This is a genomic window from Kocuria soli (assembly GCF_003797835.1).
Classification (GTDB): Bacteria; Actinomycetota; Actinomycetes; order Actinomycetales; family Micrococcaceae; genus Kocuria; species Kocuria soli.
Genome location: NZ_RKMF01000002.1, coordinates 183,739 through 198,207, shown reverse-complemented (window position 1 = coordinate 198,207; position 14,469 = coordinate 183,739). Strand labels below are relative to the sequence as shown.

At 67.3% G+C, this 14,469-nt stretch carries 11 protein-coding genes and 1 pseudogene; 2 read left to right on the top strand and 10 right to left on the bottom strand.

Going from position 1 to position 14,469, the window contains the following annotated elements; translation table 11 throughout:
- Positions 1 to 101 precede the first annotated feature (101 nt).
- The 7 genes and pseudogenes from EDL96_RS02470 to rpsD all read right to left on the bottom strand — a co-directional run bounded on the left by EDL96_RS02470 (position 102) and on the right by rpsD (position 7,719).
- Positions 102 to 989, bottom strand: coding sequence for a shikimate dehydrogenase (locus tag EDL96_RS02470; protein ID WP_123824111.1), 888 nt, complete (start codon positions 987 to 989; stop codon positions 102 to 104).
- On the bottom strand, positions 986 to 2,155 hold the full coding sequence (gene mltG / locus EDL96_RS02465; protein WP_233568625.1) for an endolytic transglycosylase MltG: 1,170 nt from the start codon (positions 2,153 to 2,155) through the stop codon (positions 986 to 988). The genes EDL96_RS02470 and mltG overlap by 4 nt, the downstream gene beginning before the upstream one ends.
- Positions 2,152 to 2,736 carry a Holliday junction resolvase RuvX gene (gene ruvX, locus EDL96_RS02460; protein ID WP_123824108.1) on the bottom strand — a complete coding sequence of 195 codons (585 nt, stop codon included), beginning with the start codon at positions 2,734 to 2,736 and terminating at the stop codon, positions 2,152 to 2,154. The genes mltG and ruvX overlap by 4 nt, the downstream gene beginning before the upstream one ends.
- Positions 2,729 to 5,425: an alanine--tRNA ligase gene (gene alaS / locus EDL96_RS02455; protein WP_123824105.1), complete on the bottom strand. Its 2,697-nt coding sequence runs from the start codon at positions 5,423 to 5,425 to the stop codon at positions 2,729 to 2,731. Before alaS ends, ruvX begins: the two co-directional genes overlap by 8 nt.
- 116 nt (positions 5,426 to 5,541) lie before the next feature.
- A complete protein-coding gene (locus EDL96_RS02450; RefSeq protein WP_123824102.1) occupies positions 5,542 to 5,946 on the bottom strand; it encodes a hypothetical protein in 405 nt (134 codons plus the stop codon).
- A 437-nt stretch (positions 5,947 to 6,383) separates the two neighbouring features.
- Positions 6,384 to 6,716 (bottom strand): annotated as a pseudogene (locus EDL96_RS13580) (DUF948 domain-containing protein); the annotation flags it as partial.
- A gap of 367 nt (positions 6,717 to 7,083) precedes the next feature.
- A complete protein-coding gene (gene rpsD / locus EDL96_RS02440; RefSeq protein ID WP_199732516.1) occupies positions 7,084 to 7,719 on the bottom strand; it encodes a 30S ribosomal protein S4 in 636 nt (211 codons plus the stop codon).
- A gap of 778 nt (positions 7,720 to 8,497) precedes the next feature.
- Here rpsD and EDL96_RS02435 point away from each other — a divergent pair.
- Positions 8,498 to 9,010, top strand: a complete 513-nt coding sequence (locus EDL96_RS02435) for a hypothetical protein (RefSeq protein ID WP_123824093.1) — start codon at positions 8,498 to 8,500, stop codon at positions 9,008 to 9,010.
- Between the two features lie 88 nt (positions 9,011 to 9,098).
- Here the strand turns inward: EDL96_RS02435 and glpK are convergent, their stop codons facing one another.
- The 3 genes from glpK to EDL96_RS02420 form a co-directional block, all read right to left on the bottom strand.
- Complete coding sequence (gene glpK, locus EDL96_RS02430; RefSeq protein ID WP_233568635.1) at positions 9,099 to 10,598, bottom strand: glycerol kinase GlpK; 1,500 nt, start codon at positions 10,596 to 10,598, stop codon at positions 9,099 to 9,101.
- Positions 10,599 to 10,736: 138 nt separating this feature from the next.
- The gene (locus EDL96_RS02425) at positions 10,737 to 11,525 is read right to left on the bottom strand and encodes an MIP/aquaporin family protein (protein ID WP_233568624.1); all 789 of its coding nucleotides are present in this window, start codon (positions 11,523 to 11,525) and stop codon (positions 10,737 to 10,739) included.
- Between the two features lies 1 nt (position 11,526).
- The gene (locus EDL96_RS02420; protein WP_407656894.1) at positions 11,527 to 13,305 is read right to left on the bottom strand and encodes a glycerol-3-phosphate dehydrogenase/oxidase; all 1,779 of its coding nucleotides are present in this window, start codon (positions 13,303 to 13,305) and stop codon (positions 11,527 to 11,529) included.
- Positions 13,306 to 13,459: 154 nt separating this feature from the next.
- Between EDL96_RS02420 and EDL96_RS02415 the strand changes: the two genes are divergently transcribed.
- Positions 13,460 to 14,425, top strand: coding sequence for a sugar-binding transcriptional regulator (locus tag EDL96_RS02415; protein WP_233568623.1), 966 nt, complete (start codon positions 13,460 to 13,462; stop codon positions 14,423 to 14,425).
- Positions 14,426 to 14,469: the final 44 nt, after the last annotated feature.

Below are 14,469 nucleotides of genomic sequence, written 5' to 3'. Positions count from 1 at the left end.
AAAACAACACAAGTTCGGATGTGCCACGTGATTGGTGACCACCCGGACCGTGAGCGATCAGCGGCCGTTCAGCGGCCCATGAAGGACCGATGAACCGCCGCTCAGCGTTCGGAATCGTGCTCCCCGGACAGGTCGGGACGACCCACGGCAGCGCACATGGCCGCGACGACTTCGCGCCGCCGGGGCAGCTCCCGGTCCAGACCGATTCCGGTGAACAACCGGATCTGATCAACCGCTTGGAAGATGAGCATATCCAGCCCGGGTGCGATCGCCCCACCGGCCGCCTGCCAGGCTCGGGCAATGGCGGAGGGCCAAGGATCGTAGGCGGCGTCCAGCAGGACCCCGCGGGTCCGGCGCCCACGGACCGCCGCGAAGGCGGCCGCCAGTTCGTCACACCCGTGCGGCGGCGCGGTGGCGATCACGACGTCGTAGCCCGCCAGGTGCTCAGCGGCCTGGTCCCAGGGGCGAAGGTGAACGGGTACGTCCAGCTGTTGGGCCGCCGTCGTGGTCCGTGCGGCGCGGGACTCCGAGCGCACCCACACGTCGATGCCGTCGGCACCCAACTCGCGAAGTGCCGCAACGGCCGCGGTGGCCGTTCCGCCGCCACCCAGGATCGCGACGCGTGGCCGCTCGGGCAGGCTCCCGGCCGCGCGCACCGCGCCCACGATCCCGGCGACATCGGTGTTGTGGCCCAGTACCTTCCCATCCCCCACAGGCACGAGGGTGTTGACCACGCCGACGGCGGCGGCCAGCGGGGTAAGTTCATCCGAGAGTTCCGCAGCCTCGGACTTCAGCGGCATGGTCACGGACAGCCCACGCCAGGATTCGTCCGCACGCAGGCGATCGATGTACCCGGTGAGTTCGAACTCGTCCAGGTCGACGGCCTCGTACCGCAGCTGCTCCCCCAACACCGCGTAGGCGGCGGTGTGCAACTGCGGTGAGCGGGAGTGGCCGATCGGATGACCGACCACCCCGGCGTGTCCCGTCATTCGCATTTCCCGGGGTTGTCGGAGCACCAGGACTGGTACTCGTCGACGTTCTTCTCGTGATCGGCGTAGTTGGTGGCGAACTTGGTTTCGCCGGTGTCCAGGTTCACTGTCACCCAGTAGTAGTAGTCGTTCTCGGCCGGCTTCGCCGCTGCCTCGATCGAGCTGTTCCCGGGAGAACCGATGGGGCCGGCGGGCAGTCCCTGGTGGGCGAACGTGTTGTACTCGTTGTCCTTGTCCTGCTTCTCTTCTTCCGTGATCTCGTAGGTCTTCTCACCCAGACCGTAGGCCACTGTGGCGTCCGACTGCAGGAATCCGCCGGTCTCCTCGTCGGGCCGGTCGATGCGGTTGTAGATCGCGCCGGCGACGTCGGGGTAGATGTCCGGGACGCCCTCGAACTCCACGATGGAGGCCACGGTCAGCACCCGGAACGCGTCCTCGTCGGAGACGTCGTTGTCCTTGAGCGTCTGCTTGGTGCGGTCCACCATCTCCTGCAGGATCTCCTCGGCGGAGGCGTCCAGCGGGAAGTTGTACTCGCCGGGGTGCAGGTAGCCCTCGATCGTGGGGAACTCGTCCGGGATGCCGTAGGCCGAGGTGTCCTCCGCCGCCGCTTCGAACTCCTCCGTGGGGATACCCGTGGAATCGGAGAGGATCTGGAAGGTTTCGTCCATCCGGACCGTGGTGGGCACGGCTGCGTAGTGCGTGGGGTCGCCTTCGTCCATGAGCACACTCACGGCCGCCTCGGAACTCATCTTCTTCCGTAACTCGTAGTCACCGGGCTGGATGAATTCGCCCTCGTGGTTTTCGTTGAAGGTCTCGATGAAGCGTTCACCGTTGGCCACGATGTCCTGGTTCGCCAGGTCCATGGCGACCTCCTGCGTGGAGGCACCTTCGGCGATCGTGTAGTTGACGGTTTCCTTGCCCTCGCCCCGGTAGTCCTTGCGTTCGAACCAGCCGAAGTTGTTGCCGACCACCGCAAAGGCGAAAACCGCGGCCACGGTGAACAGGGCGATCGCCCCGACCAGCGACATGTTGTGCCGCTTCTTGAGTCGGTCGAGTTGCGCTTCGGAACGCTCTTCGACCTGGAAGGCCCCCGAGATCCCTCGAGTACCCCGCTGGGGCGTCCGCGACTGGCCCGGCCTTTCCGGGCCGTTCTTCTGGTCGCTCACGTGAGGTCTCCCTCCGAGTTGGCGGACAAGGCAGATTCGTCCGCCTTCGTGTCAGTATTCTTGTCTGTTCCGCGGCCATCGGCCGGTTCGGCCCGTTCCATGGCGCGGCGCGCCGTCTGAAGCGCGGATTCAAGGATGGTCACGGCCGCTTGTTGATCGACCTTGTCCCTGTGCTCTCGCCGTGAGACGCCGGCTTCGAGCAGCTGGCGGTGCGACTGCACCGAGGTCCATCGCTCGTCCACCAGGCGCACCGGCACCGGGGGCTCCTGAGCGGCCAGACGGCGTGCGAGCCGTTCGGCCCAGTCCACCGCCGCCTCCGTGGACGCCGTGTGCTCGCCGGCCATGGAAAGGGGCAGTCCCACGGCCACTTCGACCACCGAATGCTCGCGGACCAGTTTGGCCGCAATCTTCACGTCGAAGTGCTTCTTGAGGTCACGGTCCAGGGTGGTCAACGGGGTGGCCAGGATCGCGTCCGGATCGGTCAGGGCAACCCCTACGCGCACGGTGCCGACGTCGACGCCCATGCGGCGGCCCCGGACGGTGAGATCCAAGGGAAGCTGAGAGGCCAACGCCTCAGGCATTACCGGTCCCGACGCCTCCGGACAGTTCCGTGACGATGGCCGTCAGGGCCTGCGCGGTCTTGGTCGGGTCTTGCCCGCCACCCTGCGCCAGGTCGTCCTTGCCGCCGCCACCACCGCCCAGCACACCGGCTGCGACCCGCACCAGGGCACCCGACTTGGCACCGGCCTGACGGGCCGCCTCGGTCGTGGCCACGAGCACGAGGGGGCGACCGTTGGCTACGCCGGTGACGGCCACGACGGCGGAGCGGTCGTTGACCCGGCCGCGCAGATCCAGTGCCAGCGCGCGGAGATCATCCGCTCCGGAGACCTCGCCGAGGTCGTGGGTCAGGACGGAAACGGCGCCCAGGTCCTGCATCCCGTCCAGCAGAGAGCCCGCCTGGGCGGTCAGCTTCTCCCGGCGCAGACCGGCCAGTTCCTTCTCCGCGGAGCGCAGCTTCTCCAGGGTTTCCTGCAACCGGGCCGGAAGGTCGGCCGAGTGCTGCACCTTCATGATCTCGGTGAGCTGGTTGACCAGCGTGCGCTCCGTGGCCAGGTGCTCGAAGGAGTTGAGACCGACGAAGGCTTCCACACGCCGGTTGCCCGAGCCCACGGAGCCCTCGGACACCAGTGACAGGGACCCGATCTGCGCGGTGTCGGCCACGTGGGTGCCGCCGCACAGCTCGCGCGACCACGGGCCGTTGAGTTCGACCACGCGCACGGTGTCCCCGTACTTCTCGCCGAACAGGCTCATGGCGCCCAGGGCCTTGGCCTCGGCCAGCGGCATCTCGCGGGTGATGACCTCGTGGTCATCGCGGATGACGGTGTTGGCCAGGCCCTCGACCTCCTGCTTCTGCGCCTCGGACATGCCCTCGCCCCAGGCGAAGTCGAAACGGAGGTAGCCCTCCTTGTTGAAGGACCCCCGCTGAACGGCTTCGGGACCGAGCACGTCGTGCAGGGCGGCGTGGACGATGTGCGTCCCCGTGTGCGCCATCTCCGCGTCCCGGCGTCGTCGCACGTCGATCGACGCCACCGCTTCCGCCCCGGCCGCAACCTCACCCGAGGTGACCGTCGCCTTGTGCACGGAGAGACCCTTGACGGGCTGCTGGACGTCGGAGACCGTGAGGACGAAACCGTGCCCCGTGATGGTTCCTGTGTCAGCGGCCTGACCGCCGGCCTCCGCGTAGAACGGCGTGGTGTCCAGGACCACCTCGACCTGATCGCCCTCCGAGACGGCCGGCACCGTGGCGCCGTCGACCAGCAGCGCGCGGATGGTCGTCGCGCTCGAGACCTCGGTGTAGCCCGTGAAGACCGAATCCCGCTGCTCCTGCAGGGCGCGCAGCACGGACAGGTCCGCGTGGGCGCCCTTCTTGGCCTGCGCGTCGGCGCGGGCGCGGTCGCGCTGTTCCTTCATGAGCGAGCGGAAGGCCGTTTCGTCCACGGCGACGCCGGCCTCGGCCGCCATCTCGAGGGTCAGGTCGATGGGGAATCCGTAGGTGTCGTGCAGCGCGAAGGCGTCGGCCCCCGTGACGGCACCGCCCTCGGACTTCGCGACGGCGACCGCTTCGTCCAATCGGGACGTACCGGATTCGATGGTCTTGAGGAAGGCCTTCTCCTCCGCGTAGGCGATCCGGGAAATGCGTTCGAAGTCGTCAACCACCACGGGGAACATCTCCCCCATGGCATCGCGTGAGGTCGGCAGCAGGACCTTCAGGCACGGCTCGGTGACGCCAAGCAGGCGCATGGCACGGATGGCCCGGCGCAGCAGGCGCCGCAGGATGTAACCGCGGCCCTCGTTGCCCGGGGTCACGCCGTCGGCGATGAGCATGAGGGAGGACCGGATGTGGTCGGCCACCACGCGCATCCGGACGTCGTCGTCGTAACCCGTGTCCTGCGGGTGCTCCGCACCGTGGTAGGTGCGGCCGGAGAGCCGCGCCGCGGCATCCAGAACCGGGCGGACCTGGTCGGTCTCGTAGAAGTTCTCCACGCCCTGCAGCAGCATGGCCATGCGCTCGACGCCCAGACCGGTGTCGATGTTCTTGCGCGGCAGCTCCCCCAGGATTTCGTAGTCCTTGCCCGAGCCTTCGCCGCGCTGGTACTGCATGAAGACCAGGTTCCAGATCTCGATGTAGCGGTCGTCGTCGACGGCGGGGCCGCCGTCCTTGCCGTAGCGCGGGCCGCGGTCGTAGAAGATCTCGGAGTCGGGACCGGCAGGGCCGGGCTGACCCGTGTCCCAGTAGTTCTCGTCCTTGCCCATGCGCTGGATACGCTCTTCGGGCAGTCCGACGGTGTTGTGCCACAGTTCGAAGGCCTCCTCGTCACCTTCGTAGATGGTCACCCACAGTCGTTCGGGATCCAGGCCGTAGCCGCCGTCCTCGACCGACGACGTGAGGAGTTCCCAGGCCATGGGGATGGCCTTCTCCTTGAAGTAGTCCCCGAAGGAGAAGTTGCCTGCCATCTGGAAGAACGTGCCGTGCCGTGCGGTCTTGCCCACCTCGTCGATGTCCAGGGTGCGAATGCACTTCTGCACAGACGTCGCCCGGGGCCACGGTGCCTGCTCCTGGCCGAGGAAGTAGGGGATGAACGGGACCATGCCTGCGATCGTGAACATCGAGCCCGGCTGGGTGGAGACCAGCGAGGCGGACGGGACGACCGAGTGGCCCTGCTTCTGGAAGTAGTTCAGCCAGCGTTCGGTGATCTCGTGGGTCAGCATGTGCGGTTCGTGGTCCTTCGGTTGTCTCGACTGGGGAAGGGTGTTGCGGGCGCGTGGGCGCTGGGCTCTCTCCGTCCGTGAGTGCTCGCGTCTCACGCCGGGCCATGGCCGGTCGGTCAGGTCAGATCCGGCCGACGCCGGTCCTCGCGGACCGCGGGATTCGACGGCGAACTGCCAGAGTGTAGTTCATCGGTCCGGGAGGACAGTGCCGTATGCCTGGAGCGCACCTGTTGTGGGCTGGCGATTCCCAGTTGGTCCCGGAGTTCCGTTTCCCTCTGGTCCATCGCAGCTTTGACGTCCTGGGCCACACGCAGCAGGGAGGAGGCGAGGCGGTTCTCGCGACCGACATCGGCGCCTGTGCCCCGGCGTTCGAGGGCGCTTCCGCCCTTGCCTGCGTCGGACACCCGTTGGGTGAGCTCACCGACGACTTGGCGGCCCTGCTCCGAGGCCGCCCATCGTGTGGCCACGGCACCGGCGGCCGCACCGGCGGCCATCAGGGCGATTCGTCCCCAGGTGCTCATCGGTCCTCCTCGCGATGTCGGGGGGCACGGTTGGTCGGCCGGTCAGCTCCCGCGCCGGCCCGCTCGGGCTGCTCCGTTGCGGCATCAGTGGAATCCGCACGGGAGTACTCGACATCGATCACGTCGTGGTCCTCCATGTCCCGCGCCTGCTGGTCCTCCACGGCCTCGGAATCCGTCTCGGCGTCGCGGGCCCCGGCGCCGTCGGCACCTGGGTTCTGGTCCCATTCGGTCCCCTCCCACCACTTGCCAGTGGAGGCGTCGGGAACGTCGTCCGCGGCGGGTGCGTCAGTGGGAGCCTCGGCGGCCGCGTCACTGCGCGTCGTCGGCTGCTCCGAACGGTGGACAACGTCCGCGGCCTCCTCGCGGGCTGCCTCCGCGGCGGCTGCCGCGCGCATCCGGTGAGTTTCCTCGCGTCGCAACCGAGCGGCCTCGGGGCTGAAAGCCCTGCGGACACCGGAGGAGAACGCCGCGACCTTGATGATCGGCTGCCCCACGGTGGAGGCCACCAGCGAGGTCATGGCAGACACGTTCGCGGAGGCGTCAGAGACGTTGTCCGTGATGCCGTCGACCTTGGCCAGTTGGGAGTTGGTGGTGGCCACGGTCCGAACCACCTCGTCGATCAGCGGCTCCGTCTCGGAGTTGAGGTCGCGGATCCACAGGCGCAGTTCGTCGAAGACCTTCCCCAGTTTGATGATGGGCACGGCCAGCAACGCCACCAGGACGGCAAAAACTCCGGCCGCGATCAGGCCAGCGATGTCTCCTCCGGTCATGAGGTCCGTGGACTCCTGTTGCTGGCTCGGGCGCCGGTCGTGCTCGGGGCTCCGACGGCGCGGTGGTGGTCGCTCGAGTTTCCACGGTCTGTCCGGGTCGACGGGCCGTGTTCGAACGCGCGGGATGATGCGAACCTACTGTAACCAATGGGTCACGGTCGGCCTGACAGGCGGCCCGGCGCGGCCCGCCGTTGCCGTATTCCCGGACCTTCCGGGACACGGGTGCTGTCCCGGTCTGGTCGACACTCTTTTTGCCCGCCTGAACGATCCCCCTGAAGTGTCACCCCCTGAGATGCGGACAGCCCCCGCACCGACAAATCGGCGCGGGGGCTGTCCGTGTGCGGCGGGACCGCACATCAGCCGTGTATCAGGCCATACGTGCGTAGTACTCGACCACGAGCTGCTCTTCGCAGGTCACGGGGACCTCGGAGCGCTCGGGCAGACGCGTGTAGGTGGCCTGCAGCTTGTCGATCGCGACGTTCAGGTAGGCCGGGGTCTTGGGCAGCACGTCCTGGTGCGCGCCGGTGGCGGCAACCTGGAACGGGACCATCTTCTCGGACTTCTCGTGGACGTGGATCATCTGGCCGGGCTTGACCAGGTAGGACGGGCGGTCCACGCGCTGGCCGTTGACCAGGATGTGGCGGTGCACGACCATCTGACGGGCCTGAGCCATGGTGCGAGCGAAGCCGGCGCGCAGCACCAGGGCGTCCAGGCGCGACTCGAGCAGCTGGATCAGGTTCTCACCCGTCTGGCCCTCGCGACGCTTGGCCTCGACGTAGGCGCGGTGCATCTGCTTCTCGCGGATGTTGTACTGAGCGCGGAGGCGCTGCTTCTCGAGCAGACGAACCTTGTAGTCGGAGTCGGCCTTGCGGCGGGCACGGCCGTGCTCACCGGGACCGTACGGACGGCGCTCGAAGTACTTCTCGGCCTTCGGCGTCAGGGCGATGCCGAGGGCACGGGACTTGCGCACCTGGCGGCGCGCACGCAATGCGTTGTCGGACACTATGTGTCACCTTTCATGCGGTGGCGCCCGTCGTTGTCCTTGCCGGAGCATGGCGACGACGGGCGTCGTGAACTGTTCGGTCCGGCCTCCGTCATGATTCGGTCCACGCGGAGAGGTGGGGATCAGCCGCAATCCCGCAGAGCTACAGGTCCTCGACCCAGGCGCCCGAGCGAGTGGTTGAAGCTCGCTGAAGTGGACACGCCGAATGAGGCCCTTGCCAGCCGACGCACCACTCTATCACCCACCCCTCCTTCTCCCGCGAGACCTCCGTTACAACCGAGAATCCCGCTCGGATCGGGCCGTAACGGAGGTCTCGACGACGTCTGATGGAGCCGGGGCGGCTCCACACGGACATCAGCGCGCATTGGGTCACCACGTACCTGTGGAGAATCCGGCCGGTTCATCTCCAGGGCCCTAGGTTTCCCTCATGCACCTGGCGACACTTCCAGCCCGCTTTCCCACGCCTGACGTACGTTCGACCCAGAACTGGGCGGTGCGCGCCCGTGACATGACCCGTGATCCACGCATGGTCTGCTTGGCGCACGGGATCTGGGCGCGATGGTATGACCACGCTGCACCCGAAACACTGGAGCCGTGGCTGGACCTCCTCCTGAATGAGACGGGCACCTGGACTCCCTGGGGGGACCGTCCGGCGATCGCTCTCCCTGCACCCCGGAAGGCCAAGCCCTTGCCCGGTATGCATCTCCGCCGCCTGCAAGCTCCGCCGTCTACCCAGCCGGGCCCCTGGCGCAGCCGCGCAACCGGTGCTGTGGAGACCTTGTTGGTTCTCCAGGACTGGTTGCGCGGCTGGCGTTCCGTCGTGGCCGTTGACCATGTGCTGGCCAAGAACCTGAGTCCGATCGGTGAGCCGGAACCATTACAGCCCGCGGACCTCAAACTCCAGGTGGAGTCCTTGCCCGCGGGGACTCGGGGTAAACGGCTTCTCGCCCAAGCCGTCGAGCGCTCGGCCCCGAATGTCTGGTCCCCCATGGAGACCGTTCTGCGCTTGGTCGTGGAGGCCGCGGGATTCCCGGCCGGTGAGCACAACGTCCCCGTCGATCTGGGACAAGGACGCCGGGTTTACCTGGATCTGGCCTGGCGGACAAAGCTCGTGGCGCTCGAGTACAACGGGGCGGTGCACTACCGGGACAGGGCCGCTTACAGCGACGAGATGGGCCGACTCAATGCCCTCCAGGACCAAGGGTGGTCAGTCCGGGTCGTGGTCTTGGAGGATCTCCGGAACCCGGCACGACGTGAAGCCCTCGTCCGCTGGCTTCGAACCCGGTTGTGACGCGCCGAGACCTCCGTTACGGCCCATTCTCATTGAAATTTCGGGCCGTAACGGAGGTCTCGGCGGAGACGAAGAGGGGGCGGGGTGGTCAGTCGACGTCGTCGTCCACCCAGTCGAAGGACTTGGTCACGGCCTTCTGCCAGTTGCGGAAGTACTTAGCCGTGGTTTCCGGGTCCTCCTTCGGTTCCCAGCGCTTGTCCTCGGCCCAGTTGGCGGCCACGTCCTGCGTGCCGGACCAGAATCCGACGGCGATGCCCGCCGCGTACGCAGCACCCAATGCCGTCGTCTCCGTGACCTTCGGACGGATGACCGGGATGCCGAGCTGGTCGGATTGGAACTGCATGAGCAACTCGTTGGCCGTCATGCCGCCGTCGACCTTGAGTTCCTGCATGTCGACCTTCGAGTCCTTGTTCATCGCCTCGATGACCTCACGAGACTGGTACGCGGTGGCCTCCAGTGCGGCGCGGGCGATGTGGGACTTGTTGACGTAGCGGGTCAGGCCCACGAGAGCGCCGCGGGCGTCGTCGCGCCAGTACGGGGCGAAGAGACCCGAGAAGGCAGGCACAAAGTACGCCCCACCGTTGTCCTCGACCTCCTGGGCCAGCGCCTCCACCTGAGACGCGTCCGAGAACAGGCCCAAGTTGTCGCGCAGCCACTGGATCAAGGATCCGGTCACCGCGATCGAGCCTTCCAGCGCGTACACGGGGTCCTGGTCCCCCAGCTTGTAGCACACCGTGGACAGCAGGCCGTGCTCGGAGTGCACCACCTGGTTGCCCACGTTCATGAGCACGAAAGATCCCGTGCCGTACGTGTTCTTGCCCATGCCGGGTTCGAAGCATGCCTGCCCGAACATGGCGGCCTGCTGGTCGCCCAGGATGCCCGCGATGGGCACGTCCCGCAGGAACCCCACCTGACGTCCGTGCCCGTAGACCTCCGACGACGATCGGATCTCCGGGAGCATCGACAGCGGCACACCCATGTCGGCGGCGATCTCCTGGTTCCAGTCGAGGGTGTCCAGGTTCATGAGCAGGGTGCGCGACGCGTTGGTCACGTCGGTGACGTGCACGCCACCGTTCGTGCCACCCGTCATGTTCCAGACCAGCCAGGAATCGGTGTTGCCGAACAGCAGGTCGCCGGCCTCGGCTTTCTCCCGGGCGCCCTCCACGTTCTCCAGTATCCAGGTGATCTTGGGGCCGGAGAAGTAGCTGGCCAAGGGCAAGCCCACCCGGTCCTTGTACTTGTCAGCCCCCTCTTCGCCGCCCAATTGCTCGGCGAGTTTGGCCGTGCGCGTGTCCTGCCACACGATCGCGTTGTACACCGGCTTGCCCGTGGTCTTGTCCCAGACCACCGCGGTCTCGCGCTGGTTGGTGATACCCACGGCCGCCAGGTCCGCCGCGGAGAGTTCGGCCACTGCGAGGGCATCCGCGACGGCCTTCCGGACGTTGCGCCAGATCTCCAGGGCGTCGTGTTCAACCCATCCGGCTTTGGGGAAGATCTGCTCGTGTTCGAGTTGGCCGGTGGAGACGATCTCCCCGTCATGGTTGAAGATGATGGCCCGGGAACTCGTGGTCCCCTGGTCGATGGCCATGACGTACCCGGGCGTGCCGTTCGTTCCTGCAGCTGAGGACTGCGGTTGGTCACCGGTGCCGGGTCGGGTGGTCTGGTTGCTCATGATGGACTCCTCACGTCGTTGTGGTGGGTCGGGTCGTGTGGGTGAAGGTACCGGTCAGAAGTTCGCGGCGGGGTAGAGCTGGAAGACACCGCCGGCAATCAAGGCGCCGAGGATCGGTCCCAGGACGGGGACCCAGGCGTAGGCCCAGTCGCTGCCGCCCTTTCCGCGGATGGGGAGCACGGCGTGGGCCAGCCTCGGCCCCAGGTCACGTGCCGGGTTGATCGCGTACCCCGTGGGCCCGCCCAGGCTGGCGCCGATGCCCACCACCAACAGTGCCACGGCCAGCGGCCCCAACCCCGAGGGCGTACCACCGAACATCAGGATCACGAAGACCAGAACGAAGGTCCCGATGATCTCGGTGACCAGGTTCCAGGCGTGGGAGCGAATTTCGGGGCCGGTCGCGAAGGTACCGAGCTTGGCCTCGGGCGCCAGGTCCTCGTCGTAGTGCTGCTTGTAGGCCAACCACGCGAGCACGGCACCGAAGAAGGCGCCGAGCAGTTCCGCGAGGAAGTACACCAGCGTGGAGCCGATCGACACGGCCACGCCCGGCGCGTACTCCTCCGCGCCGGAAGTCCAGATACCCACGGTGACGGCCGGGTTGAGGTGCGCGCCGGACTGCCAGGCGACGAACACACCGGCGAAAACGGCCAGGCCCCAACCGAAGTTGATCAGCAGCCAGCCACCGCCGTTGCCCTTGGTCCTCCCGAGCAGGTGATTGGCCACCACGCCGACACCCAGCAGGGTCAGCATGGCGGTTCCGAGCACCTCCGACCAGAACACCGTTCCCAGCGGTACCGCGTCAGTGGCCGTCTCCATGGGCAGCACGGCGGACAAGACATTCATTTCAGGCATCCTCTCGGAGGGTCGGCTCCGGAACGGGGTGGTCCGTCCCGGAGAGGTCGATGGTGGCCGGGGCGGCGGCTCGCGCTGCCGCGGCCTCGGCGTCGTCGTACGTTTCCGCTGCGGCATCCTCGGCGGCACAACGACGGCGGTACGCCTCCTTCTCCTGGTCCCGGCGGGTGTCGTCCCAGTCGAGTTCGCGGCTCAGGAGGTCGGCGACTTCCTCGAGCGCGTCCAGACCGTGCCGCGGCTGGTCGTAGGACATGCGGGTGCGGGTCTCGAAGACGTCTTCCAGGTGGAGGGCGCCTTCGTTGCGGGCGGCCTGGACGATCTCTGCCCGCAGGTACTGGGGAGCCCCTTCGAGGGGCCGGGCGAGACTCGGGTCCTGTTCGACGAGCTCCTGGAGTTCGGCAATCCCCGAGCCGTACCGGTTCAACAAACCGGTCACCCGCCTCTTGTCCCAGCCGTGGGGCGCTCCCAGTCGCTCCGCCTGGCGGGTCAGGGCCACGTACCCGTCGGCCCCGTGCAGCAGCGTGCGATCGGTCGCCGACGGCACCTCGGCCGCGGTGTCCTTGCCCAGCGCGAAGTCGACGGCGTCCTCCGCCATGACCCGGTAGGTGGTCAGCTTCCCACCGGCGATCGTGATGAGGCCCGGCGCGGCCTCCGTGACCGTGTGTTCACGGGAGACCTTGGTGGAGGCCGTTTCTTCGCTGCCGTCCTTGACCCCGGGTTGCAGGAGCGGGCGGAGGCCGGCGTAGGTGCCGATCACGTCCTCCCTGGTCAGGGGGTCGGCCAGCACGACGTTGGCATGTTCGATCACGTAGTCGATGTCCGCGCCCGTCGCCACGGGCGCCGCCAGGTCCTGCTCGTAGGGGGTGTCCGTGGTGCCGATGATCCAGTGGTGCTCCCAGGGAATCACGAACAGCACGGACTTCTCGGTCTGCAGGATCAGGCCGACGTCACCGGCGATCCGCTCACGCGGGACCACGATGTGGATTCCCTTCGACGCCAAGACCTTCAGCCCGCCATCGGTTTCGGCGAGGTCCTGGGTCTCTTCGGTCCAGACTCCCGTGGCGGCGATGACCTTCTTGGCCCGGATCGTGTGCTGTGTGTCGGTTTCGAGGTCCACGACGTTCGCACCGGTGACCACGCCGTCGTCGTTCTTCACGAAATCGGTGACTCGGGTCCTGGATGCCGCGAGTGCGCCGTACCCGGCTGCGGTCCGGACGAGGGTCAGGACCAATCGTGCGTCGTCGACCTTGCCGTCCCAGTACTTGACGGCACCGACCATCGAGCCCGGGCGGATGCCGGGAAATGCTCGGGCCACACCCCGTTCGCCGAGGTGCCGGTGGAAGGGCATGGAGGCGACCTTGGAACCCAGGTGAGCCAGGGTGTCGTAGAGGCCGACGCCCGCCGTGACGTAGGGCCGTTCCCAGAACTTGTGGGTGATCGGGTAGAGGAAGGGCACGGGCTTCACCAGGTGCGGGGCCAGCGTGTAGAGCAGCCGTTCCCGTTCCCCGAGGGCTTCGGCCACGAGCTTGAAGTCCAGGGCTTGGAGGTACCGCAGTCCTCCGTGGACGAGTTTGGAGGACCAGCGGGAGGTCCCTCCGGCCCAGTCCTGCGCTTCCACGATGCCGACCCGTAGGCCGCGGGTGGCTGCGTCCAGAGCAATTCCGGCCCCTGTGATGCCACCGCCCACCACCAGGATGTCCAGTTCGGGGCCGTCGGTCATCTCCTTCAAGGCCTCTTGGCGGGATCGAGAATCCAGGACGGTGTTTCTCACGGGGTTCGCCTCACTCAGCTGCGCGGTTGCGTTGGATGTCGTACGTCGCCAGCAAGTGCCGGAGCCGGGATGTGACCCAGGCCTCATGGCGACATCTGCCCACCACACTGCAGGCAACTGCACGTATGCTCAAACGATCTGCACAGACGTGCACATGGGAGAGGTTTCGATGCACGACGATTCATTGCTCTATCAAGTAGCTGAGTCCTATTTCGTCCAGGGCATGACCACGAACGCCGTGGGCGAACGCCTGGGGGTCTCACGCTCGACGATCTCCCGGATGCTCACCGAGGCCAAGGCCCGCGGCATCGTCACCATCACACTGCGACAGCCCGACAAGCCGTCGGACCGCATCTCCCGCCGATTCGAGGATCTCTTCGGCGTGCGCTCGCACATCGCAGGAACCACGCGGGGCGCGCGCTCCGCCCAACGCTTGGATGCCGTGTCGCGCTACGCCGCTGACCTGCTCGGCCGCTGGGTGGACGACGGCACCGTGATCGGCGTCGCCTGGGGCACGACGACGTCGACCGTCGCCTCCTACCTGAAACAGTCCACGACCTCCGACGTGACCGTGGTCCAGCTCAACGGCGCCGCCGGTCCGAGATCGACGGGCATCGGCACGTCCACACCCGTCCTGGCCACGATGGCCAAGGCCTTCAACGCCCAGCTCTACCCGTTCCCCGCGCCGGCGTTCTTCGACCAGGAGGAAGCGCGTGCGCTCCTCTGGCAGGAGTCCTCGGTCCGAAGGATCCTGGCGGTACGCGCTGCAACGCAGATAGCCGTGTTCAGCGTGGGCGCCTTCCACGGGCCCGTGGTCTCCCAGGTCTACTCGGAGGGCCATCTGAGCCCAGCGACCCTTCGGAGTCTCAACGAGAACCGCGTGGTGGGCGACATGTGCACGGTGTTCATCCGCGAGGACGGCAGCTACGCCGACATCGAACTCAACCGCCGGGCATCGGGCCCCACACCCTCCGAACTGGCCCGGATCCCCCGGCGCCTGTGCATCGTGTCCGGCCGCCACAAGATCCCCGGCATCCTCGGCGCCCTTCGATCGGGTGCCGTGACGGACCTGGTGATCGACGACCTCACCGCCCGGGAGGTCCTGGACCGCGCCGGGTGAGGCCTCCCGCAGCAACATCCGCGGGACCGCAGCGGCTCCGATCA